This is a genomic window from Enterobacter sp. SA197 (assembly GCF_054131575.1).
Map to the genome: position 1 here is coordinate 3,667,416 of NZ_CP096393.1, position 24,382 is coordinate 3,691,797.

Here is a 24,382-nt window from a genome sequence, read left to right on the forward strand (position 1 = left end):
TCACACTCTGCCCAGTGAAGATGACATCAGTGACGCGTGGGCAGTCATAAAACCTGAATGGCGATCCACCATCCGGGATGCAAGGTTCCTGCGCCACGCCGCTATTAAAATCGAGTATACCAGCTGAAAAAGTCCTTTTCATCATGCTTTTACCCTGACTGCCAGCCGCAATGCCAGCATATGTTCGCACGGACCGCGACGCAGGCGGTTCTGATGGTAAAAGTGGCAATTGCACTCCCCCGCCGTCAACCGCTGGTCTCCATCCAGAGTGAGGGAGACCCTGTAACGCACGGCGTTGTCCAGAACCTGCCCCTGACAGGCCATTCCTGCCGTATTGCCGGCGCAGTTTTCCACCTTGACGAGCCCGGCGTTGACGAAATTAACGGCTTTTTCTTCCCGTTCATGGCTGAAACGCAGCTGTTCCAGCGGAATGGGCTCCCGACAGAGGGCGCGTATACGGTAGACATCCTTGTTTAAGTCATACAGCACCTGCCCGCGCTGGCTGTAGCCCGCCAGCGCCGCTTTTACGATGCTCTCTTCCAGCCCAAGTTCGGCGGCAAGTGCGGCGCTTGACGCCAGGTGGCGCGTGCTGAGCGCCTGATAGACGCGCTCCAGCGTCAGGGTATCGACCGTCTGGCGTGGCGCGAGCAGATCAAAATTGCCCTGGGCCGACCAGTCGTTTGCGCTCCAGCCGGACAGGCCGAGCGTAAAACTCATCGCCCCTAAATCGGCTGTCCAGAATGAAGGCATTCCATCATCCAGAAGAGCGACATCAAATTTTTCAGCGACCGGGATCAGACGCTCAAGGATATGCAGCCTGCGCCGCCCCCAGATACGAATGGAACGCGGCTGGTCGCCGTTGTACAGCGAGCGGGGACAGACCAGCGTTTCGTTCCAGGGTTCGAAGATGATCCGCACCGGCTGGCCCGGCAACAGTTCAAAACGCAGCGACCGCGGTCCGTTTCGCTCTTTTTTACGCCTGAGCCGAAAGCAAATATTGTGCATATCCATAGGCTCAAGCGAGAAATTCACCTTTGGCAGAGTCATTGCTGAACTGACCTGTAAAAAGCCCCGCACCCAGCTGTCCGGCAGGTCGATCTTCTTCTCGTCGTATACCGTGCCATCGGTTTTTACGGCAAAGCCGTCCGGGTCGATTTTTAACTGCGTCGGGTGGTAATCACGGATCTTCTGAAACGCCTGGTAGAGACCTTCGGAATAGTCAATATTGGTCGTGCCAAAGGCATGCTCGCTGATATGGTTGAAAACATCGTAATGGCAGCTCAGTTTTCCATAGCTTGATTCATCCTCAGAAAAACATTCAAAGAACACTTCATCAGGATGTACGGTGATAACCGGGTCCAGCACATACCAGGCGTCGATATCGTTTTTATAGAGATAACTAAAATAGGCTTTTTGCGCCTGGTGATAAGGTGCAAGCAGAGTCGTGGCCGCTTTGTTCATGGCATCCAGTTGCCCGCTTAGCTTCCCGACCTCTTGTTCAAGCTGGCTTTTTTGCGCAATAAATGCCGCCAATAACCGCTGCTCTTCCCCCGCTAACCAGTTGCGATACTCGGTTTTGTCTTTCGGCCGGAAACGCATATCTGACACCACCACGTTATGCAGCGCCGAAATAGCCTCGCGAAACGCCAGCTTTTGCTTCAGTTCACCGACAAAAAACGTCGGTGGACGCAAGCTATCCGGCGAGAAGGTCAGTCCCGACGCCTGCGCGTGACTCTTTCCCTGATAGCGATAATTAACCTGCATGAGGCGCTCCTTGTCCGGGTCGGGTGATGATAGCCAGTGGTAGATTCAGATGAGGATGCTGCCGTTGCAGTTGCAACATCGCCTTAATCAGCGGGGCCTTGTCTTTCTGCACGACGGTCAGCGACAGGCGGGTGAGTAAAGAGGCAACCATTTCAAGCACCTGCGGACTCGCCGCCGCCTGCTGCGTCAGAAAGGCCAGGGTTCTGTCCTTCGCAACACGCCCACGGTTGACCTGAGATAGGATGGCCAGGAAACAGGGTTTCAGCGCCAGGATAACGGCGGGCTTTCCGGCCGCGTACTCTTCAAAAAAATGCGTCACGAACGTCTGTACCGTCAGAGAGGGGTGCTGGCTCAGCTTTAATAAATAGGTCTCTCCCTGCTCGTGCCGGAAGAAAGTCTGCAACAGCTCCCGCCCCCATGCCTGCACATCTTCACGGCTGCTGTCACACAGGTTAACAATCATATCCGGAGTCCATACGGAGTCAGGCATGTACTGGCGCAGATAGGCAAATCCGAATTCGCGGGTGGCAGGCCAGTCACTCTCGACAAGCCCCAGTGCGGCTTTACTCTGTTCCCGTAGCACATCGGGGTGTTCAGTAAAGGCCCGCAAGCCGTATGCGCGAACGTGATGGTCAGGATGATTTGCCAGCGCAACCCACTGACTAACGCTCCACTCTTGCGGCGAGCGGGTCTGGAGGATGGTATCGCCCAGTTTCTGCGCACCAGGCGACCTGGCGTTGAGCAGCCGCCAGAGCGTGTTGTTATCAAGCGTAGCCAGGCTGGCACTGAGCTTTTGCGTGAAGAAGCTCAGGAGCGCCTCATGCGTGCCCTCCTGTGGCTCCTTTTGAAAGACTAAAGGCAGCAGCGCCGTAAAAACATCAGGCGCATAGTGTTCCGCCAGCTGCCCCAGAAGGGCGAAGCAGGCCTGCCGCTCCTCCCTCTCTCCCTGACCGAGAAGCGCAATCAGATGGGGTAATTGCAATTGCAGCAACGCCGGACTCTGTTTACCCAACAGAGCGATACCAGCGGCGCGGATAGCCGCAACGGGAGACTGGTGAAGGTGCGCCAGAAGCGGTTGCGGGAGACGGTCCAGCGTGACATCGGACCCCACCAGCAACTCAGCAGCTAAAAGTTGTACGCCCGTATCGTCATGGGCCAGCAGCCCGCTGATGGCCTCTGTCGTCAGTAAGGGTAACGAAGCATGCAAATGGCTCATCATAATGGTAGCCAGCCAGAGCGCATGTTGTTCAGAAATACGGGTGTGCGCGGCGTTAAGCTGTAAAAAAAGCGCCTGCGTCAGCGACTCCTGCTGCTCAAGGGTCAGCGGCTGGCGGGCAAGGTGCCCTTCTGACCAACCTCTGATTTGCGCATCGTCAGCCAGCATAAGGGCAACCGCAAGCGCCGTGTCATCGAACAGGTCGCTCACGTTGTTCAGGTGGGTCAGTGCCAGGGCGCGAGCCTGTGGATGAGCGCAATGGATAAGCGCGACCAAAAGCGCAGGGCTAAGCGAACGGTCAGCCAGAAGCGACAGCACAAAATCAGCAATACGGGTAAAAGGGCGCGCCAGCAACTGGGTTAGCTGGCTCTCGGACAACGCCTCACAGAAACCCCGATTCTCTTGCAGTGCCCTGATTGCAAAGGCGCAGACCGCGTCACTGTCACTCGCGTTTAATAACATCAGCAACGCATCAGGCCGTTTATCCCATAATGCCGGAAACGCCTCATGACGGCTGTCGTCAGGGGTATCGTCAACCCGAAGCCATAATGCTCTTTGCCGGTGGCGCTGATAGTGAGGGTGACGCAAACGCAGAATGGCGTTCCATACGAAGAGATGCGCATCGCTGGTATAGACGCCCGCTTCACTCTGCTTTTCTGGCAGCAGACTCTCTTCCTGATAACGCAGCAGAATGGCGCAGGCCATATCGACATAACGCGTATCACCACGGGCACCGAGCCGACGCAGAGCGCGCCAGCTACGGCGACGCAGGTAATTGCGGGTTTTGCGCGAGTAAGCCAGCCGGCTGTCGTCACGCAACAGCTCCTGGCTGGGTTTAAGATAGCCCACGCCATTTACCCAGACGCCATCCCACTCGGCGGCGTAATATTCGCGCGTGGTATCAAAGCGCCAGGCCAGCAGCGCAAACATGGGGGCGTCGAGACGGAATTCCGCCATTTTGAACAGATAGCGTACCCCTTTAAACAGCCCGGGGCGCAGAGGCAAAGTGGTCAGGAGGCGAAGCAGGCTCTGGTGCAAGGGCACGCTCTCCAGGGCCGCCAGATAGAGCGTTTTCAGTAACGCGCTGGCATCCGGATTGTGCTCCGTTACCGTATGCCGGAGGCAGGCATCCAGTAACTCAGGGTCGTTAGCTGCTAAGGCATTGACCAGCTCCTGGGGTAACGCGGCCAGCAATTGCTCCCTTTGCAGCGCACTATCATCATCGTCGCCAAGGCGCAGGCACACTTCATACGCCAGGCTGCTTAATGGGGCAGAGTGGCTTGTCAGAAACGGCTTCACCCGCGTGAGGTGGCGTTGATTACCCACCCGGCCCAGCACCCAGAGGCGGGCGTAATTTTCCAGCCAGTGGTGCTGCTCGTTAAGCCCCTTTTCCAGCCAGTCGGCCAGCATGTCATCCGGCTGCTGCGGCAGTCGCCATATGCTGCGGGCACGCTGTTCGCTTGCGTTAATGCGATGGATTTGGCGCAGTAAGGTGGGTAACGACGAGGAGAAAGTGCTGACTGCGGACGGAGAAAGGGAACCGGCTTCAACGTAGCCTTTGTTGGTTTTGGCAACCACCACGCTTGCGAAAATAGCCTCGGCCTGGGCGAGATCAACGGGCGCAGGGGTTTTAGTCCCCTCCCGCAGCGTAGCGCCGCGTCGGCCATAGCGAAAATTCACCCAGTAACGATTTGCCTCGTTGCCTGGCTGTTCACAGAGATCCACCTCATAAACCTTGTCAGAGGCTCCCTGCGTAAAGCTTAATTTTACCTTTTTAATCAGCTTCATAACCGTCCCCTTCCCTGTTAGCACCGGAAACGATTGTACTCAATATCGCCAGCGCTGTCCTACAGATAAACACCTGGAAAGCGCGGGTACGCCCGACCACACGGGCCGGGCGTCACAGACCGGGTTAACCCAGCTGCTTACGGGCGTTACGGAAAATGCGCATCCACGGGCTATCTTCGCCCCAGTTTTCCGGGTGCCAGGAGTTGCTTACGGTGCGGAACACACGTTCCGGATGTGGCATCATCAGGGTTACACGACCACTTTCGTTGGTCACCGCCGTGATCCCGTTTGGTGAACCGTTCGGGTTTGCCGGATAGGTTTGGGTCACTTTGCCGAAGTTATCAACGAAGCGCAGCGCCACCAGCCCTTTGCTTTCAAGCTGGGCCAGGTGCGCGTCATCACGCACTTCCACACGCCCTTCGCCGTGGGAAACGGCGATCGGCATTTGCGAACCTACCATGCCCTGCAGCAGCAGCGACGGGCTTTGCGTGACTTCAACCAGGCTGAAACGCGCCTCGAAGCGGTCAGAATGGTTGCGTACAAAGCGTGGCCACAGTTCACTGCCCGGCACCAGCTCACGCAGGTTAGACATCATCTGGCAGCCGTTACAGACGCCCAGGGCCAGGGTCTGTGGACGGTGGAAGAAGGTTTCGAACGCATCACGCACGCGGTTGTTGAACAGAATCGATTTCGCCCAACCCTCGCCCGCCCCCAGCACGTCACCGTAAGAGAACCCGCCGCAGGCCACCAGCGCCTGGAAATCGTCCAGACCGGTACGCCCAGCCAGCAGATCGCTCATGTGTACATCAATGGCATCAAAGCCCGCACGGTAGAAGGCGGCCGCCATCTCCACATGGGAGTTCACACCCTGCTCACGCAGTACGGCCACTTTCGGGCGTGCGCCGGTCGCAATATACGGTGCCGCAATGTCTTCGTTGATATCGAAGGAGAGCTTCACGTTCAGGCCCGGATCGGCATCATTCGCTTTCGCTTCGTGTTCCTGGTCTGCACATTCCGGGTTATCACGCAGGCGTTGCATCTGCCAGGTCGTTTCCGCCCACCACATACGCAGGGTGGTGCGGCTTTCGCTGAACACCGCCTGACCAGCGGCTTCAATCACAAAGCGATCGCTCGCGGTGGCCTGACCAAGGTAGTGAACACAATCCGCCAGACCGTTTGCCGCCAGCAGCGCCTCAACCGCTTCGCGATCCGCGGCGCGCACCTGAATCACCCCACCCAGCTCTTCATTGAACAGAGCGGCCAGGTGATCGTTACCCAGGGCAGCGATATCAACATTCACGCCGCAGTGACCGGCAAAGGCCATCTCGGCAAGCGTGACCAGCAGGCCACCGTCAGAACGGTCATGCCAGGCCAGCAGCTTCTCTTCTGCCACCAGCGTCTGCATCGCATTCCAGAAGCCTTTCAGTTGCTCGACGTCACGCACATCGGCGGTTTTATCACCCAACTGGCGATAAACCTGCGCCAGCGCAGTCGCCCCCAGCGCGTTATGCCCTTTACCCAGATCAATCAGCAACAGGGCATTGTCTTCGCTGGAGAGCTGTGGCGTTACGGTGCGGCGCACATCCTCTACGCGGGCAAAGGCGGTGATCACCAGCGACAGCGGCGAAGTCATCTCACGTTGTTCATTACCGTCCTGCCAGCGGGTTTTCATCGACATCGAGTCTTTACCCACCGGAATGGTCAGACCCAGCGCCGGGCAAAGCTCTTCGCCGACGGCTTTCACCGCGTCGTAAAGGCCCGCATCTTCACCGGGGTGCCCGGCGGCAGACATCCAGTTTGCAGAAAGTTTAATGCGGTTAAGGGCGCCAATTTGTGTCGCCGCCATGTTGGTCAGCGACTCTCCCACTGCCAGACGGGCGGAGGCCGCGAAATCCAGCAGCGCCACCGGGGCGCGTTCGCCGATAGACATGGCTTCACCGTAATAGCTGTCGAGACTGGCGGTAGTGACCGCACAGTTCGCTACCGGAACCTGCCACGGGCCAACCATCTGGTCGCGTGACACCATCCCGGTGACGGTACGGTCGCCAATGGTCACCAGGAAGGTTTTCTCAGCAACAGCAGGCAGATGCAGTACGCGATTGACCGCGTCAGCAATGGAGATCTCCCGTGAATCAATGGCTTCGCCAGCTGCCTGGCGGGTCTGCACATCGCGGGTCATTTTCGGGGTTTTGCCCAACAGCACATCCAGCGGCAGGTCGATTGGCTGGTTGTCGAAGTGACTGTCGTTCATCGTCAGATGCTGCTCTTCCACCGCCTCACCAATCACGGCATAGGGCGCGCGCTCGCGGCGGCATAGCTCGTCAAACAACGGAAGCTGGTCGGCCGCCACGGAGAGCACATAACGCTCCTGAGATTCGTTACACCAGATCTCAAGCGGGCTCATGCCCGGTTCATCGCTCAGGATGTCACGCAGCTGGAATTTGCCGCCGCGCCCGCCGTCGCTCACCAGCTCCGGCATGGCGTTCGACAGGCCACCTGCGCCTACATCGTGAATAAACTGAATCGGGTTGGCATCGCCCAGCTGCCAGCAGCGGTCAATCACCTCCTGACAGCGACGTTCCATTTCCGGGTTGTCGCGCTGAACGGAGGCAAAATCCAGGTCCGCATCGGACTGACCGGAAGCCATAGACGAGGCAGCACCACCGCCCAGACCGATGTTCATCGCCGGGCCGCCCAGCACAATCAGTTTCGCACCGACAGTGATTTCACCTTTCTGCACATGGTCAGCACGGATATTGCCGATGCCGCCTGCCAGCATGATGGGTTTGTGGTAACCGCGCAGCTCTTCACCGTTGTGGCTGTTCACTTTTTCTTCATAAGTACGGAAGTAACCGGTGAGCGCGGGGCGACCAAATTCGTTGTTAAAGGCTGCACCGCCCAGCGGGCCATCGGTCATAATATCCAGCGCAGTAACGATACGCTCAGGCTTACCGAAGTCCTCTTCCCACGGCTGTTCAAAGCCCGGAATACGCAGGTTCGAGACAGAGAAGCCCACCAGACCCGCTTTGGGTTTGGCGCCACGACCGGTTGCACCTTCGTCACGAATCTCACCACCGGACCCCGTTGCCGCACCCGGCCACGGCGAGATTGCCGTCGGGTGGTTGTGGGTTTCGACTTTCATCAGAATATGTGCGGCTTCCTGGTGGAAGTCATAACGCCCGCTCTCATGGTCAGCAAAGAAACGCCCGACCTCTGACCCTTCCATGACCGCCGCGTTGTCTTTATAGGCAGACAGCACATAGTCAGGGGTCTTTTCGAAGGTGTTTTTGATCATTTTGAACAGCGACTTCGGCTGCTGTTCACCGTCAATGACCCAGTCGGCGTTAAAAATTTTGTGGCGGCAGTGTTCGGAGTTAGCCTGCGCGAACATGTACAGCTCAATATCGTTAGGGTTCCGGCCAAGACGGCTGAACGCCTCCTGGAGATAATCTATTTCGTCTTCCGCCAGCGCCAGGCCCAGACGCACGTTTGCATCAATCAGCGCCTGACGTCCCTCACCAAGCAGATCTACGCTCTGCACCGGTGCTGGCTGATGGTGTTCAAACAGCGTTGCCGCCTCCGCTTCTGCGGTAAAGACGGTCTCCATCATGCGGTCATGCAGCGCTGCGGCAACACTCCCCCACTGCGCCTCGGTCAGCGTGGAGGCCTCAACGTAGTACGCCACTCCGCGCTCCAGACGATTGATTTTGGCCAGGTCGCAGTTATGAGCGATATCCGTTGCTTTAGAAGACCAGGGAGAGATAGTGCCAGGGCGAGGCGTCACGAGGAGCAATTTGCCGGACGGGGTATGGCTGCTTAAGCTTGGGCCGTACTTCAGAAGGCGCTGCAGTCGGGTCAGTTCTTCCTCGTTCAACCGGTCATTCACGTCGGCAAAATGGACATACTCAGCGTAAATGTTGCTCACCGGGAGCTGGGCTGCCTGAAAACGCGCCAGCAGTTTGTTGATACGAAATGCGGACAGTGCAGGCGAACCACGCAGAATTTCCATCATAAGTCTCTCGTCGTCGAAGCTTTAAGTGTGCATCAGGGGGAAAACGGGCGTCATTATAGTGAATCCTGAGCAGCGACGAAACCGTTTGCGTCGAAATAAAATTGCCTGCGCCAGTTGGCTATGCCGATGCGCCCCTTCGCTAATTAGTTGCCAACTGGCGTATTGTTGCGCAAAATGCCGCTCAATTACGAATAAACCCCCTGGTATTGATAGCGGCTTTTCACTTGGGCGACGCACGGCGCAGAGAATTAACTAATTGAAAAAATTTAAGATTAATTATCTGCTCATAGGCATCGTTACCCTTCTGCTGGCAGCCGCGCTATGGCCTTCTGTCCCCTGGTTCGGCAAAGCTGAGAATCGCATTGCTGCCATTAAGGCGCGCGGTGAGCTTCGTATCAGCACCATTGTCACTCCGATGACCTATACAAACGTAGACGAAAAGCCCTACGGCCTCGACTATGAACTGGCGCAGCAGTTTGCCAGGTACCTGGGGGTAAAACTGCACGTCACCGTCAGGCAAAATATCAGTCAGCTGTTTGATGACCTGGACGAGGGCCGGGCCGACATGCTTGCCGCCGGCCTGGTCTACAACAGCGATCGCATTCAGCACTACCAGCCAGGTCCGGTTTACTACTGGGTCTCCCAACAGCTGGTCTACCGTGTCGGCAGCTATCGCCCCCGAACGCTGGCAACCGTAAACGACAGCCAGTTAACCATCGCGCCCGGCCACGTCGCCATCAACGATCTACGTGAACTAAAAGAGAAGAAATTTCCCGAACTGAGCTGGAAAGTGGATGAGAAGGCAGGCACCACCGAGCTGCTGGAGCAGGTGGTGAACGGTAAGCTCAGTTATACGGTTGCCGACTCTGTTGCCATCAGTTTGTTTCAGCGCGTCCATCCCGAACTCGCGGTGGCTCTCGACATCAGTGATGAACAACCGGTGACCTGGTTTACCCGCCGTGATAATGACAATACGCTCTCCGCCGCGATGCTCGACTTCTACAACAACATCAACGAAGACGGGACGCTGGCACGCCTGGAGGAGAAATATCTGGGTCACGGGGAGGATTTCGATTACGTGGATACGCGTAGTTTCCTGCGGGCAGTGGATAGCGTCCTGCCTGAACTCCAGCCACTGTTTACGAAATACGCGCAGGAAATTGACTGGCGTCTGCTGGCTGCCATCTCTTATCAGGAGTCGCACTGGGACACCCAGGCTACCTCGCCAACCGGGGTGCGCGGCCTGATGATGCTCACTAAAAATACGGCCCAGAGCCTGGGCCTGAGCGATCGTACAGACGCGGAACAGAGCATCAGCGGCGGCGCGCGTTACCTGCAGGATATGATGGCGAAAGTGCCGGAAACCGTCCCCGCTGAGGAGCGCATCTGGTTTGCCCTCGCGGCGTACAATATGGGGTATGCCCATATGCTGGATGCCAGAGCGCTGACCGTTAAAACGAAGGGTAATCCCGACAGCTGGTCGGATGTAAAGCAACGGCTTCCTATGCTGAGTCAGAAGCCCTGGTACAGTAAACTGACCTATGGTTACGCGCGCGGGCATGAAGCCTATGCCTACGTGGAAAATATTCGTAAGTATGAAATCAGTCTGGTGGGTTATTTGCAGGAAAAAGAGAAGCAGGCCGCGAAGACGTTGAAAATGGCGCAGAGTTACCCGGTGGTGGGGGCAGATGAGTTTAATAAAACGCCCTACGGTGTGATGCCCTTTAGTGCGTTTAATCCCAATCCCAGTGACGCCTTCCCACGCAATCCGCTTCTGGTGCCAGACAGGCTGACGGTACCGGTGCCAGCAAAGGTCAAATAAGCGCGTCAGGCCCTTTTCGGAGGGCTTTTTTTTCGAGACGGCGCTGACGGAAGAAGTCGCTCAGTATAACTGCACACTCGTCCCGCAATACCCCTTCGATAACCTCAGGACGATGGTTCATTCCCGGATGCTGCAGTACGTCCAGCAGTGAACCCGCAGCGCCGGTTTTGGCATCGCGCGCCCCGAAAACCACCTGCCCGATGCGACCATGCACCATTGCGCCTGCGCACATCACGCAGGGCTCCAGCGTCACATATAACGTGGTGTCGATAAGCCGGTAGTTTTGCAGCACCATCCCCCCCTGACGTAGCGCCATGATCTCGGCGTGCGCGGTAGGATCGTGGCGACCTATCGGGCGATTCCAGCCTTCACCAATCACCTGGTTGTTGTGCACCAGCACGGCGCCAACGGGCACTTCGCCTTCATCCCATGCACGTTTTGCCAGGGTTAAGGCGTGGCGCATCCAGTATTCATGATTCAGTTCAGGGTTGGACAAGGGGGAGGACTCCAGTTAACAAGCGGGGCGCATTATACACACCCGCTATGTATTGCACATCACTCATTCCAGCTGCTGGAGCTTACCCTGAGGAGTCACCCGCCAGCGGTGCTGGCAGAAATAAAGCAGTGGGTTATCCTGTTTGCTGTCGCTGTAGCCGCTGTAAAGCCGCAGTGGCGTACCGATTTGCCGCTCAAGCTGCGCCACTTTTTCATGACCGAGACAGCGCATCGTCAGTACCCAGCCACCATAACGACGCCCAATCTGGCTGGCGATGATGTTCACACGCGGCAGCCAGGGGGTATCAAAATAGACCTGCTCCACCAGCGGCTGCGGTGAGCCGGTAATCAGCCAGATATCAGCATCGGAAGCCAGCAGATACTGCGTGAGACGCTCCTGGACCACCGGGAATGCTGTCACCTGCCCCCGAAACCAGGTGGCAAATTTCTGCTCCAGTTTCTTCATATGCGCTTCGCTATAGCCAAAGGTACAGGCCCACAGCAGCAGGCTCATAGGCCAGCGCGCCGCCCGGCCTTTGACAAGAAGTGCAATGCCGATAACCGGCAGTACAGGCAATACCAGCAGAACATTCAGCGGGTGATGACGCAGAACATAGCGCAGAAAAGTGCCGAACATGTCCTGCTGGTGCAACGTGCCATCAAGATCAAAAAAAACAACGCGACGCTCACTGGTAGTCAAATGTTACTCCTCAGGATCGTTGAAACCTAAAAGCCAGGTGAACAGGAAGCCGGCAAAAACCGCTACCAGATAGCCTAACAGATAGAGCATCACTTTTCCGGTAACGATAGTTAATGCGAGCGGCAATCCAGAAATACCAAACGTAATCACCGTTGCCACTTTCGTATAGCCGATTACTGCTCCACCTACAGCGCCCCCCAGACAGGCCCCCAGAAAAGGTTTACCCAAAGGCAGGGTGACACCAAAGATGAGAGGTTCTCCCACCCCTAATAACCCAACCGGCAACGCGCCTTTAATGACTTTTTTGAGCCGGATGTTACGGGTTTTCATCAGCACGGCGATAGCGGCCCCTACCTGCCCTACTCCCGCCATGGCCAGAATCGGCAACAGCGCATTGTAACCATGCGCCTGGACCAGTTCGACGTGAATAGGCACCAGTCCCTGGTGCAGCCCCGTCAGCACCAGCGGCAGGAAAGTGCCTGCAAGTACTGCCCCCACGAGCAGGCCGCCACGCTCGATGGCCCAGGTGGCCCCGTGGGCGATGGCTTCAGAAATAATGCCGCCCAACGGCTGCAGGGCCACGATTGCGACCGTCCCTGCAATCAGGGTCGTTAACAGCGGGTTGAGGATCAACTCGACCGAACCGGGTAAAATGCGCCGAAGACGTTTTTCAATCCAACACATCAATCCCACTACCAGCAGAACGGCGATCACCCCGCCGCGCCCCGGTTGTAAGCTTTCACCAAAAAGCGTGATTTGAGCGAGCTGTGGGCTGGAAAGGATACCGGCCATCACGCCACCGAGCGCCTGAGAGCCGCCAAACACTTTCGCCGTGTTTACCCCCACCAGAATGCTCATAATGGCAAAGACCGCGCTGCCAAAAATGCCCAGCAGTCCAAGCATGTTGGGGTATTGCGTGGCAAAGTCACCGACGATATCAGGGCGTTTTAAGATGTTGATAATGCCGGTAATGAGTCCAGATGCGATAAAAGCCGGAATGAGCGGAATAAAAACGTTAGCCAGCTGACGCAAAGCATCACTCATCGGGGCTTTGTATCTGGCTTTTGCCTGCGCTTTGGTGCGATCTATGTCGTCAAAACCTGGCGTGACTGCCTCCTCCGCCATGCGTGCATGCATTGCCTCTACCACCTGAGCGGCTTTTCCGGGCCCAACGATAAACTGATGCTGCTGGCCCTGTTTTACGTAGCCGCTGATACCGGTTAGCTTTTTTATGCCTGTAAGATTTAACCTGTCGTCGTCATGCAACTCAATACGCACGCGTGTCATACAGTTTTCGAGCCGCAGAATATTACCTTTCCCACCGACACCCGTAAGGATGCCGCTGGCGAGCGCCGCTGTCTTCTCCATCACTGCCTCTTTAGTTTTCTAATGCTGCCCGTAAAAAACCCTGGTGATGTTCAAGTCGGGTTCTGGCTGCTGTCGCATCAAGACCGCTCAACACCATTAAAATGGCGGGCTTAACCTCATATTCCGTTTGCTTAAGCACAGTTTCCGCCTCCTTACGGGTTACTCCCGTCGCTTCCATTAACATCCGACAGGCTCTGTCTATCAGCTTCACGTTAGTCGCTTTCATATCCACCATCAGGTTCTGGTAAACCTTGCCAAATTTCACCATCGCCCCGGTAGAGATCATGTTCAGTACCAGTTTTTGCGCAGTACCGGATTTCAACCGCGTGGAGCCGGTAAGCGCTTCCGGGCCCACCACTGGTGAGATGGCGATATCGGCTTCATGCGCAATGGGAGAGTCCGGATTACAGGAGATGGCGACCGTGGTGCAGCCCGAACGGCGGGCAAACTGTAGTCCACCAATGACATAAGGTGTGCGCCCGGACGCGGCCAGTCCGACCACCAGATCCTGCGGCTTAAGCGTGAGGGCCACCAGGTCGTCCTCACCCAGTTGGGCATTATCTTCCGCCCCTTCAACCGCTTTAAGCAGCGCCCCCGGCCCTCCGGCAATCAGCCCCACGACCAGCCCGTGTTCGACACCAAAGGTCGGCGGACATTCAGAGGCATCCAGCACACCCAGTCGCCCGCTGGTCCCCGCCCCCATATAAATAATGCGCCCCCCTGCTTTAAGGGAGGCCGCCGCCGCCTCTACCGCGCGGGCGACGTCGGGTAAGGTTGTTTTAACGGCGTCGGCAACCAGCGCATCCTGCTGGTTAAAACGGGTAACAAGCTCAAGGGTTGATAAGGCGTCTAAATCCATCGTCTGTGGATTACGCGTTTCTGATACCAGTGCGCCCAGATTCATTTTTTGCTCCTAAGGAATTTTTAATTCATAATAACCGTAATAATCTGGAATATAAAATTCATCTGCCTGCGTAACATGGCTGTTTGTAATTGTCGTCACATTTTTGCACCGGAGTGGTTATGAATTGTTTGATGCACATTCGCCAGCGTTATGCCGGGTTTGCCCAGAGCGACAGGAAACTTGCTGATTTCCTGCTGACTCATCCTGAACTGGCGCGCCATTTAAGCTCACAGCAGCTGGCGGCCGATGCCGGCGTGAGTCAGTCAAGCGTGGTGAAATTTGCGCAGAAGCTTGGGTATAAAGGTTTTCCGGCTCTGAAGCTGGCGCTCAGCGAAGCGCTGGTCAGTGCGCCTGAGCCCTGGTCAGTAACCGTGCATAACCACATTCGCGGCGACGATCCGCTGCGCGTGGTGGGTGAAAAGCTCATCAATGAAAACCTGAGTGCGATGCGCGCTACGCTTGACGTAAACAGTGAAGAGAAGCTTCGCGAAAGCGTCGAGATGCTGCGTAATGCCAGGCGGATTGTAATTACCGGTATTGGTGCGTCGGGTCTGGTGGCACGAAACTTTGGCTGGAAACTGATGAAGATTGGCCTCAACGCGGTTGCAGAGCAGGACATGCATGCTCTGCTGGCTATCGTGCAGGCGATGTCGCCTCAGGATCTCCTGCTACCGGTTTCGTATTCCGGCGAACGCCGCGAGATCAATATGGCTGCGGATGAAACCTTGCGTGTCGGTGGAAAAATTCTGGCTATCACCGGTTTTACGCCTAATGCGCTTCAGCAGCGCGCCACCCGCTGTTTATATACGATTGCTGAAGAGCAGGCCACGCGCAGTGCGGCCATCTCATCGTCCAGCGCGCAGATGATGCTGGTGGATGTGCTCTTTATGGCGCTGATCCAGCAGGATCTCGACCATGCGCCGGATCGTATCCGTCAGAGTGAAGAGTTGGTGAAAAAACTGGTCTGAGCAGGGAATGCGCGTATAATTCCCGCCCTGTTTGTGTGAGGTTTCTGAGATTTTCCTGATGGCGCTGTTAATCACTAAAAAATGCATCAATTGCGATATGTGCGAACCGGAATGTCCTAATGAGGCCATTACGATGGGCGACAGCATCTATGAGATTAACAGCGATCGCTGTACCGAATGCGTCGGTCATTATGAGACGCCAACCTGCCAGAAAGTGTGCCCGATCCCCAATACCATTCTGAAAGATCCGGCACATCCTGAGAGCGAAGAGCAGCTGTGGGATAAGTTCGTGCTACTGCATCACGCTGATAAACTCTAACTTTCGAGGATAACCGTCGCGCAGGCATAGCGGCGTTCATCTGCCAGTGTGACGTGCATATGTGTCACCCCAAGCTTTTCTGCCAGCAGTAACGCTTCGCCCCATAAGCGCAGACAGGGCTTACCGAGCGCATCGTTATAAACTTCAAACTGGTCAAAGGCGAGCCCGTTACGAATGCCGGTGCCAAAGGCCTTGGCGGCAGCTTCCTTCACCGCAAAACGTTTAGCAAGAAAGCGCACCGGTTGCTGGTGCGTTTCCCAGATTGTCCACTCGTAGTCACTGAGTACACGTTTTGCCAGCCGATCGCCACTGCGGGCGATCACCGCTTCAATACGGGCGATTTCAACAATGTCCGTCCCCAGCCCCAGAATCGCCATTACTTACGCGCTTCCACCATCAGACGCTTCATTTCTGCAACGGCTTCTTTAAGGCCGCTCATGACCGCCCGGCCAATAATCGCGTGACCAATGTTGAGTTCATGCATTTCCGGCAGACGCGCGATTGCCTGAACGTTATGGTATGTGAGACCGTGCCCGGCGTTCACTTTCAGACCGAGGCTTGCCGCGTAGGTTGCGGCTTTGGCAATACGCTCAAGCTCATGCGCCTGCGCGGTTTCGTTTTTCGCTTCGGCGTAACAGCCAGTGTGAATTTCGATATAGGGGGCACCGACATCGGCTGCGGCTTTGATTTGCTCAACGTCAGCATCGATAAACAGCGAAACCAGGATGCCCGCATCCGCCAGACGTTTGCAGGCGTCGCGCATTTTGTCGCGCTGGCCTGCCACATCAAGGCCGCCTTCGGTGGTCACCTCCTGGCGCTTTTCCGGTACCAGACAGCAAAAATGCGGCTGTGTCTCGACGGCAATCGCCAGCATCTCTTCGGTTACCGCCATTTCGAGGTTCATGCGCGTATCCAGCGTCTGACGCAGCACGCGCACATCGCGGTCAGTGATGTGGCGACGGTCCTCACGCAAATGCACCGTAATGCCATCTGCCCCTGCCTGTTCGGCAATAAACGCCGCCTGCACCGGATCCGGGTAGGCGGTACCGCGCGCATTGCGCAGGGTGGCGATATGGTCGATGTTGACGCCCAACAGTAATTCAGACATGACAATCCTCATTCTTCATTATTCGTTTTGGTTGCTCGCTTCGGCATGAACTGCCGGAACAATTCCCGACTCTTCAGCGGTTTACCTCCAAGATACGGCTTTAGCGCTATGCGGGTAAAGCGTTTAGCCGCCCTGAGGGTGTCCATATCAGGAAATTCACGTTCAGCCAGCGCGCGCAGTTGGCGGCCGGTAAAGGTGGTGTTATCTATCACCACGCTGGCGATAAACCCTTTTTCTTCACGGTAGCGGTAGGTCATGGTGTCTTCCACAGCCTCGCCGCTACCTGCACAATGCAGGAAATCCACGCCATAGCCCAGGTGCCCGAGCAGGGCCAGTTCAAAGCGCCTCAGGGCGGGTTCTGGGGATCCTGCCGCCCCCGCCAGTGCCTGAATGCAGTGCAGATAATCAAAGAAGAGTTCAGAAAAGCGGGTTTCCTGTTCAAGGACGCGTGCAATGAGTTCGTTAACGTACAAGCCGCTGTAAAGGGAGATACCGCTGAGCGGGAGCGCCAGCGAAACGGCTTCCGCGCTGCGTAGCGTTTTGACATCGCCGCGGCCACCAAAGCGCACCAGCAGAGGGGTAAAGGGCTGTAATGCGCCTTTGAGGTTAGAACGTTTGGAACGTGCACCTTTGGCAACAAGGCGCACGCGACCCGACTCTTCCGTGAAGACGTCCAGCATCAGGCTGGTTTCGCTCCAGGGACGACTATGCAGAACGAAGGCGCGCTGCCAGCCTTCCATTAATGCTTATACTCTATGGCGTTCAGGTTGCAGGAAGGCGGCAAGCTTGCCAGCCCCCTGGCGCATAGATAGCTATGTGACGGGAACGAACAAGCGTAGCCAACGTCTATGCAGCCTGAAAGATGACGAGGATCAGAGATCGTCGACGTAACCGAGACTACGAAGTGCGCGTTCATCGTCGGCCCAACCGGATTTCACCTTCACCCAAAGCTCCAGGTGTACCGGGGCTTCGAACATCTCCTGCATATCTTTACGAGCTTCAATACCGATGGTTTTGATTTTGGCACCCTTGTTGCCAATCACCATTTTCTTCTGCCCATCACGTTCCACCAGGATGAGACCGTTGATGTCATAGCCGCCGCGCTCATTGGCAACGAAACGCTCAATTTCAACGGTGACCGAGTATGGCAGTTCCGCCCCCAGGAAACGCATCAGCTTTTCACGAATGATCTCAGAGGCCATGAAGCGCTGAGAACGATCGGTGATGTAATCTTCCGGGAAATGGTGAATCGCTTCCGGCAGATGCTTGCGCACGATGCCTGCAACTGTATCGACGTTAAAACCGGTCTCAGCAGAGATCGGCACGATATCAAGGAAGTTCATCTGGCTGCCGAGGAACTGCAGATGTGGCAACAGGTCCGCTTTTTCCTGCACGTTATCAACTTTGTTGATTGCCAGGATAACCGGTGCCTTACCGTCACGCAGTTTATTCAGCACCATTTCGTCGTCCGGCGTCCAGCGGGTGCCCTCAACCACAAAGATCACCAGTTCAACATCACCAATGGAACTGCTCGCCGCCTTGTTCATCAGGCGGTTAATGGCGCGTTTTTCTTCCATGTGCAGACCGGGGGTATCCACATAGATAGCCTGATAAGCCCCTTCCGTGTGAATGCCCACGATACGGTGCCGCGTCGTCTGCGCTTTTCGCGACGTGATCGACACTTTCTGCCCCAGCAGATTGTTCAGTAAGGTCGATTTACCAACGTTAGGACGACCAACGATGGCGATAAAGCCACAATAACTTTTTTCTTCAGTGCTCATTCCAGCTCCAGATTTTTCAGTGCCTGTTCGGCGGCAGCCTGCTCAGCCTTACGGCGGCTTGACCCTGTGCCAACCACCGGCTCTTTCAGGCCACTGACCTGGCAGTGGATAGTAAATTCCTGATCGTGCGCTTCGCCCCGCACCTGCACCACCAGATAGGAGGGCAGCGGTAAGTGGCGACCTTGCAAAAACTCCTGCAAACGCGTTTTCGGATCTTTTTGTTTATCGCCCGGACTGATTTCATCCAGACGCGTCTGATACCAGCTCAGGATCAAACGCTCGACGGTCTGGATGTCGCTGTCCAGAAAAACACCACCGATTAAGGCTTCAACCGTATCAGCTAAAATAGATTCACGACGAAAACCGCCGCTTTTCAACTCGCCCGGCCCTAAACGCAAACATTCGCCCAGCTCGAACTCACGAGCAATTTCTGCGAGCGTGTTACCACGAACCAGCGTTGCCCGCATACGGCTCATATCACCTTCATCCACACGGGGGAAACGGTGATAAAGCGCATTGGCAATCACAAAGCTCAAAATGGAGTCACCCAGGAATTCGAGGCGCTCGTTGTGCTTGCTGCTGGCACTGCGGTGGGTTAATGCCTGCTGCAACAACTCCTGATGTAGAAAAGTGTAGCCCAGCTTCCGCTGAAGCCGATTTATTACGATGGGGTTCATGCGATACCAATAGAATGAATGCGTCAACAATGCAGCACACGAAACCGACCTGTAACAACCAACGCGGTTTCGTGTGCTGTGGCACCCGTAGGGCCAGCCTTAAACTTCGGGGGAATATTCTATACGTAACGACAAGGTATGTCGTTAGTCTGAAGGATTTATAACTGAAATAATTTGGGGTGCAGAATTTGTTCTGCACCCCAGGTAAATTAATGAATCCCACCGATGCGATTTAAACGCACGCCGGTCGGCCATTCACCTTCCTGTTTCTCGAAACTCATCCAGATAGCCGTTGCCCGACCTACCAGATTCGCTTCCGGTACAAAGCCCCAATAACGGCTGTCAGCGCTGTTATCGCGGTTGTCGCCCATCATAAAATAGTGTCCGGGCGGCACAATCCAGGTCGCCAGCTGTTGGCCCTGCTGTTTGTAATAGATCCCAAGCTGATCCTGGGCAATCGGCACGGTCAGAATGCGGTGGGTCACGTCGCCCAGCGTCTCCTGACGTTCAGTCAGACGTACGCCATCGTCGCGGGTTTCGCTTTTGGGCATCTGGAAGAAGCCACTATTTGCTTCACCGCCTTCACGACGACCAAAGGTCTGTACGAAATCGCTCGGCTCAACGTTGCTGTAGGTTATCGGTAAGGCATTCGCACAGGCCTGGCCAGAACTGCAATTTGGCTGAACCGTTACCTGCTTGGTCACCGGATCGTAGCTCACTTTATCGCCAGGAACACCAACCACACGCTTGATATAGTCCAGACGAGGATCGTCGGGGTATTTGAACACCGCAATCTCGCCGCGTTTCGGGTGCCCGGTTTCGATCAATGTCTTCTGGTAAATCGGATCCTTGATGCCATAGGCAAATTTTTCTACCAGAATGAAGTCACCAATAAGCAGGGTGGGCATCATCGAACCTGACGGGATCTGGAAAGGTTCGTAAATAAACGAGCGCACGACCAGTACAATCGCCAGCACCGGAAAGACCGACGCGCCGGTTTCCAGCCAGCCCGGTTTCGGCCCCACTTTCTTCAGCGTCTTTTTATCGAGCGCATCCTGCGTTGCGAGCTGAGCCGCAGCCTGTTGCTCACGACGCTTTGGTGCAAAAACAAACTTATCCAGGCACCAGAGCAACCCTGTAACCAGGGTCGCAATCACCAGGATCAGGGCAAACGTATTCGCCATGCCAACTCCTTAAAGGTTATTTGCCGTCTTTCCCAACGTGCAGAATGGCGAGGAACGCTTCCTGGGGCAGCTCGACGTTACCGACCTGCTTCATTCGCTTCTTACCGTCTTTCTGTTTCTGCAGCAGCTTTTTCTTACGGCTGACGTCACCGCCATAGCATTTCGCCAGAACGTTTTTACGCAGCTGTTTTACGGTGGAACGCGCGATAATGTGGTTGCCGATGGCCGCCTGAATAGCGATGTCGAACTGCTGGCGCGGAATCAACTCTTTCATCTTTTCTACCAGCTCGCGACCACGGTACGGCGCGTTGTCATTGTGGGTGATCAGCGCCAGCGCATCCACGCGCTCGCTGTTGATCAGTACGTCAACACGCACCATGTTGGAAGCCTGGAAGCGCTTGAAGTTGTAATCCAGCGACGCATAGCCGCGGGAAGTGGACTTCAGGCGGTCAAAGAAGTCGAGAACCACTTCCGCCATCGGGATTTCATAGGTCAGTGCCACCTGCTTACCGTGGTAAACCATGTTGGTCTGTACGCCACGCTTTTCGATACACAGTGTGATGACGTTACCCAAATATTCCTGAGGCAGCAGCATATGGCACTCAGCGATGGGTTCACGCAGCTCATGAATGTTATTCAGCGGCGGCAGCTTGGATGGGCTGTCGACGTAGATAACCTCTTTCGACGTGGTTTCCACTTCGTACACAACGGTAGGCGCGGTAGTAATCAGATCCAGATCGTATTCACGCTCCAGACGCTCCTGGATTATCTCCATATGCAGCAAACCGAGGAAGCCGCAGCGGAAACCAAAGCCCAGCGCTGTGGAGCTTTCCGGTTCATAGAATAATGACGCGTCGTTAAGACTCAGCTTGCCAAGCGCATCGCGGAAGTTCTCATAATCGTCAGAACTTACCGGGAACAGGCCCGCATAAACCTGCGGCTTAACCTTTTTAAAACCAGGTAGCGCTTTGTCGGCGGCGTTACGAGACAGCGTCAGGGTATCGCCAACCGGTGCACCAAGGATGTCTTTGATAGCACAGACTAACCAGCCAACTTCGCCGCAATTCAGTTCGGTGCGATCGACCTGCTTCGGCGTGAAGATACCTAAACGGTCGGCATTATAAACCTGACCGGTGCTCATCACTTTAACTTTATCGCCTTTGCGTAAGGTTCCGTTTTTCACCCGGATGAGAGACACAACGCCCAGGTAGTTATCAAACCAGGAGTCGATGATCAATGCCTGCAACGGTGCATCCGGGTCGCCTTCAGGGGCCGGGATTTCACGTACCAGACGTTCGAGAACGTCAACCACGCCCACGCCGGTTTTCGCTGAACAGCGAACGGCATCGGTTGCATCAATGCCCACGATGTCTTCAATTTCTTCAGCAACGCGCTCCGGATCGGCAGCTGGCAGGTCAATTTTGTTCAGGACCGGCACAACCTCAAGGTCCATTTCCATCGCCGTGTAGCAGTTTGCCAGCGTCTGCGCTTCTACGCCTTGTCCTGCGTCCACCACCAGCAATGCGCCTTCACAGGCTGCCAGTGAGCGGGAAACTTCATAAGAGAAGTCAACGTGACCGGGCGTATCGATAAAGTTCAGTTGATAGGTTTCACCATCGGAGGCTTTGAAATCCAGCGTAACGCTTTGCGCTTTGATGGTAATACCGCGTTCACGCTCCAGATCCATTGAATCCAGCACCTGGGCTTCCATTTCGCGATCGGACAACCCGCCACAAATTTGAATAATGCGGTCAGACAGCGTCGACTTACCGTGGTCGATGTGAGCAATAATGGAGAAATTTCTTATGTTCTTCATAAATATGAATTTATTAACTCGCTATGCGGATTGATTCTTCTTGATGGACACAGCGGTGGACATTCCACGATAACTACCCCATCAACGACTGGCGAGCATATTACACTGTACCGTTGAAATCGTCAGCAAACGATCTGTTAGTTAACATATGATGTTACATCACCGGGCAGCCGTCCTCATCCGCCCTGTTTACAAAAAAAGTGACCAGACCGATCACCTGAATCCCCTCCATACCCTCACCCTCGTAAACGTCACCATCAGGCGTGACGAATGCCTGTCCATGCAGCCGTACAAATTGAAATCCAACGCTCCCTCCAATAAGCAAAGTATCCCCCTGCTCGATTCTGACCGGTTGTGTTTCAATAATCGCGTATCCGGTGGCAGTATCAATAACGCCTGCTGTTGGCGTTAGTCCGCAGACCGTGTTCAGGTTTATTCGCTGCTCTACGTAGTCGTGCGCTGGCGACGGGAATCCCATATCAAAGCCCCCCGTTCGGGTTGTAAAGCATGAAAGTGCGGTTATCGCCCTCCTGGGTGGAGATGTCTTTAAAGGTGCTGACGTAATTCTCAATCCACTGATTCGCCTCTTTTAATGTCCAGTTCCAGTTATGTTTAGCCAGCTCTCTTACAAAGCCTTGAGTAGTGACCGTTCTCTGCCCATTTTTCGGCCCAAAGACGATTGCCTGCCGAAACGAATGCTCAATATCACTGCGACGCGCCATAAATCCCCCTATCCAAAATACTGTATATACAAACAGTAGTTTTATTTGACGGGCAAATCAATACTGGTTTCAGCTATTAATCTTTACGGCAGAGGAAGTTGTTGGTTAAGGCTGTTGGCTGTCAGAGCAGTCATTTTCAGATGACGAACAAAATTCATGGATGCTTTGTGGAGTTGGCCAAATGTACCTGTCTCAAGAGAAGCCTGATAAGGCTAGTTTGTGCCAGAAGTGGACGCTCGTAAAAACATTAACGTCAGTAAGAAAAGGTTTGTCTCACTACATTCAGGTTAGAAAACCGATCTCATCTTCTAATTATTTTTCGCTGTGCGATTGTCACGATATCTTCAACGAAGCCGTGGAGGGGTCACTCCACGACTGGGATTGCTTCTCACCGGGACAGGGAAGACGAAAAACGTAGCGCAGTTTACGCTCAGTAAGTTTTTAATTATCGTCTTAGATCAACAAACTTTACTTCGAATTTTGCCAGACTGCAATTCACTGCCCAAATCAGAAGAAAATAAAAGTGGATTTATGAGGCTGAAGACTTAGCTTCTGAAGAAATAAGCTGTTTTCTTGCCGAACAGTTTACCAAATACGATTCCCAGAACCCATATAAACATGAAAATAACGGATGTTTCAACAAATGAATAACCCTGAGTTATAGCATATCCCACGAAAGCAACAGCGAGACCTAAACCTATCCATTCATATAGTCTTATAGGTTCGTACCTAATCCGAGCTGTGCAGCCCCGGCAATATTTTTTTCCCCAAACGCTTTCCGTTTCGCAGTAAGGACAGGTGACTTTTTTGATACTGTCTTCGGTTCTCTTTTTTTCTTGATCCGCTTCAATTTTCTTTAGCGTTTCAAGAGCACTTTGGTTGCCATTCTCACCTGCCATACGAAGATAGTCTTTGCCTTTTTCATAGTCATTACGGGCAATGTACATTCTCCCCAATTGCGCTTGGCTATCGCTATCCCCTTGTTGCGCTGCCAATGAATAGTATTCGAGTGCCTTATTTTCATCTTTTGGCACCCCTAATCCTCCCCTGTAAAAGTTTCCGAGATTATATTGACTAGTGCTATTACCCTTTTCCGCCGCAAGTGCGTAATATTCCGCAGCTTTTGAGTAATCTTGAGGAACCCCAAATCCCTTTTCGTGTAGCCACCCCACGTAAACCTGAGTATCCGAGTCGCCCTGATCTAACGGAAATTTGAACCACTCAAGGGCTTTTGAATAGCTTAGAGGGACTCCATTTCCCGAAGCATATATGTCGCCCAAAAAGTAATGGGCATTTAGACTACCTTGCTCAGCGGCCTTAGTTAACCACTCGACGGCCTTCTTGCCGTCTTTTTCAACTCCGTCGCCGTCACGGTACATTTTTCCGAGTTTAATTTGGGCCTCGACATCTCCCGAAGAGGCAGATGCATAGACGGGATTATAATCGCGACCTGAAACTGAATTTGATTTAAGTTCTTCCATTTCTGTAACAACCCTCTGAGAAGTGCCGTAAGTTATTTATCGTCTTGTAAAGCTAGCGCGGACCACTATCTGGGAACCTTTCAATTGAGGTTAATTCATGTACGTCCGGCGATATGATTATCGAAAACACCTTACTAAAATATCATGAATCAGTTTCGTCATTAAAGTACCAGGTATCGAACCATTTATTTTAAGCCATGCTAATCAAAAATTAATTACTAACTCACTTCGTACGCAAGTTGACACCCACCCCTAAT

At 54.5% G+C, this 24,382-nt stretch carries 19 protein-coding genes and 1 pseudogene; 3 read left to right on the forward strand and 17 right to left on the reverse strand.

From position 1 onward, the window contains the following. Positions 1–141: 141 nt before the first annotated feature. The 3 genes from M1D91_RS17190 to purL form a co-directional block, all read right to left on the reverse strand. Positions 142–1,764 carry a hypothetical protein gene (locus M1D91_RS17190; RefSeq protein ID WP_437431870.1) on the reverse strand — a complete coding sequence of 541 codons (1,623 nt, stop codon included), beginning with the start codon at positions 1,762–1,764 and terminating at the stop codon, positions 142–144. Continuing rightward, positions 1,754–4,768, reverse strand: a complete 3,015-nt coding sequence (locus tag M1D91_RS17195; protein ID WP_437431869.1) for a WGR domain-containing protein — start codon at positions 4,766–4,768, stop codon at positions 1,754–1,756. The genes M1D91_RS17190 and M1D91_RS17195 overlap by 11 nt, the downstream gene beginning before the upstream one ends. Positions 4,769–4,892: 124 nt before the next feature. Continuing rightward, positions 4,893–8,780, reverse strand: a complete 3,888-nt coding sequence (gene purL, locus M1D91_RS17200; protein WP_437431868.1) for a phosphoribosylformylglycinamidine synthase — start codon at positions 8,778–8,780, stop codon at positions 4,893–4,895. A gap of 256 nt (positions 8,781–9,036) precedes the next feature. On the opposite strand from purL, the gene mltF reads away from it, so the two are divergent. Continuing rightward, positions 9,037–10,602 carry a membrane-bound lytic murein transglycosylase MltF gene (mltF, locus tag M1D91_RS17205; protein ID WP_437431867.1) on the forward strand — a complete coding sequence of 522 codons (1,566 nt, stop codon included), beginning with the start codon at positions 9,037–9,039 and terminating at the stop codon, positions 10,600–10,602. Here the strand turns inward: mltF and tadA are convergent. The 4 genes and pseudogenes from tadA to murQ all read right to left on the reverse strand — a co-directional run bounded on the left by tadA (position 10,595) and on the right by murQ (position 14,069). Beyond that, positions 10,595–11,165: pseudogene (tadA, locus tag M1D91_RS17210) on the reverse strand (tRNA adenosine(34) deaminase TadA). The gene mltF and the pseudogene tadA overlap by 8 nt on opposite strands. After that, a complete protein-coding gene (gene yfhb, locus M1D91_RS17215; RefSeq protein ID WP_437431866.1) occupies positions 11,162–11,797 on the reverse strand; it encodes a phosphatidylglycerophosphatase C in 636 nt (211 codons plus the stop codon). Before yfhb ends, tadA begins: the two are co-directional and overlap by 4 nt. 3 nt (positions 11,798–11,800) lie before the next feature. Continuing rightward, on the reverse strand, positions 11,801–13,165 hold the full coding sequence (locus M1D91_RS17220) for a PTS transporter subunit EIIC (protein WP_437431865.1): 1,365 nt from the start codon (positions 13,163–13,165) through the stop codon (positions 11,801–11,803). 10 nt (positions 13,166–13,175) lie between these two features. After that, entirely contained in the window at positions 13,176–14,069 is an 894-nt protein-coding gene (gene murQ, locus M1D91_RS17225; protein WP_437431864.1) for an N-acetylmuramic acid 6-phosphate etherase, read from the reverse strand. Positions 14,070–14,188: 119 nt separating this feature from the next. On the opposite strand from murQ, the gene M1D91_RS17230 reads away from it, so the two are divergent. Continuing rightward, the gene (locus M1D91_RS17230; protein ID WP_437431863.1) at positions 14,189–15,037 is read left to right on the forward strand and encodes a MurR/RpiR family transcriptional regulator; all 849 of its coding nucleotides are present in this window, start codon (positions 14,189–14,191) and stop codon (positions 15,035–15,037) included. A gap of 58 nt (positions 15,038–15,095) precedes the next feature. Then, positions 15,096–15,356 (forward strand): YfhL family 4Fe-4S dicluster ferredoxin, encoded by a 261-nt coding sequence (locus tag M1D91_RS17235; protein ID WP_437431862.1) that lies wholly within the window; start codon positions 15,096–15,098, stop codon positions 15,354–15,356. Here the strand turns inward: M1D91_RS17235 and acpS are convergent. The 10 genes from acpS to M1D91_RS17285 form a co-directional block, all read right to left on the reverse strand. Next, on the reverse strand, positions 15,353–15,733 hold the full coding sequence (gene acpS / locus M1D91_RS17240) for a holo-ACP synthase (protein WP_437431861.1): 381 nt from the start codon (positions 15,731–15,733) through the stop codon (positions 15,353–15,355). The two genes, M1D91_RS17235 and acpS, sit on opposite strands and share 4 nt — an antisense overlap. After that, positions 15,733–16,464, reverse strand: coding sequence for a pyridoxine 5'-phosphate synthase (gene pdxJ / locus M1D91_RS17245; RefSeq protein WP_437431860.1), 732 nt, complete (start codon positions 16,462–16,464; stop codon positions 15,733–15,735). The genes acpS and pdxJ overlap by 1 nt, the downstream gene beginning before the upstream one ends. Positions 16,465–16,472: 8 nt before the next feature. Beyond that, a complete protein-coding gene (gene recO, locus M1D91_RS17250) occupies positions 16,473–17,204 on the reverse strand; it encodes a DNA repair protein RecO (RefSeq protein ID WP_437431859.1) in 732 nt (243 codons plus the stop codon). 132 nt (positions 17,205–17,336) lie between these two features. Further along, positions 17,337–18,245, reverse strand: a complete 909-nt coding sequence (gene era / locus M1D91_RS17255; RefSeq protein ID WP_437431858.1) for a GTPase Era — start codon at positions 18,243–18,245, stop codon at positions 17,337–17,339. Next, a complete protein-coding gene (rnc, locus tag M1D91_RS17260) occupies positions 18,242–18,922 on the reverse strand; it encodes a ribonuclease III (RefSeq protein ID WP_437431857.1) in 681 nt (226 codons plus the stop codon). The genes era and rnc overlap by 4 nt, the downstream gene beginning before the upstream one ends. 209 nt (positions 18,923–19,131) lie before the next feature. Then, positions 19,132–20,106 carry a signal peptidase I gene (gene lepB / locus M1D91_RS17265; RefSeq protein WP_437431856.1) on the reverse strand — a complete coding sequence of 325 codons (975 nt, stop codon included), beginning with the start codon at positions 20,104–20,106 and terminating at the stop codon, positions 19,132–19,134. A gap of 16 nt (positions 20,107–20,122) precedes the next feature. Next, positions 20,123–21,922 carry a translation elongation factor 4 gene (gene lepA, locus M1D91_RS17270; RefSeq protein ID WP_437431855.1) on the reverse strand — a complete coding sequence of 600 codons (1,800 nt, stop codon included), beginning with the start codon at positions 21,920–21,922 and terminating at the stop codon, positions 20,123–20,125. A gap of 154 nt (positions 21,923–22,076) precedes the next feature. Further along, positions 22,077–22,400 carry a S24/S26 family peptidase gene (locus M1D91_RS17275; RefSeq protein ID WP_437431854.1) on the reverse strand — a complete coding sequence of 108 codons (324 nt, stop codon included), beginning with the start codon at positions 22,398–22,400 and terminating at the stop codon, positions 22,077–22,079. A 1-nt stretch (position 22,401) separates the two neighbouring features. Next, positions 22,402–22,644 (reverse strand): DNA polymerase V, encoded by a 243-nt coding sequence (locus M1D91_RS17280; RefSeq protein ID WP_437431853.1) that lies wholly within the window; start codon positions 22,642–22,644, stop codon positions 22,402–22,404. A 545-nt stretch (positions 22,645–23,189) separates the two neighbouring features. Then, positions 23,190–24,125: a tetratricopeptide repeat protein gene (locus M1D91_RS17285; RefSeq protein WP_437431852.1), complete on the reverse strand. Its 936-nt coding sequence runs from the start codon at positions 24,123–24,125 to the stop codon at positions 23,190–23,192. Positions 24,126–24,382 lie beyond the last annotated feature (257 nt).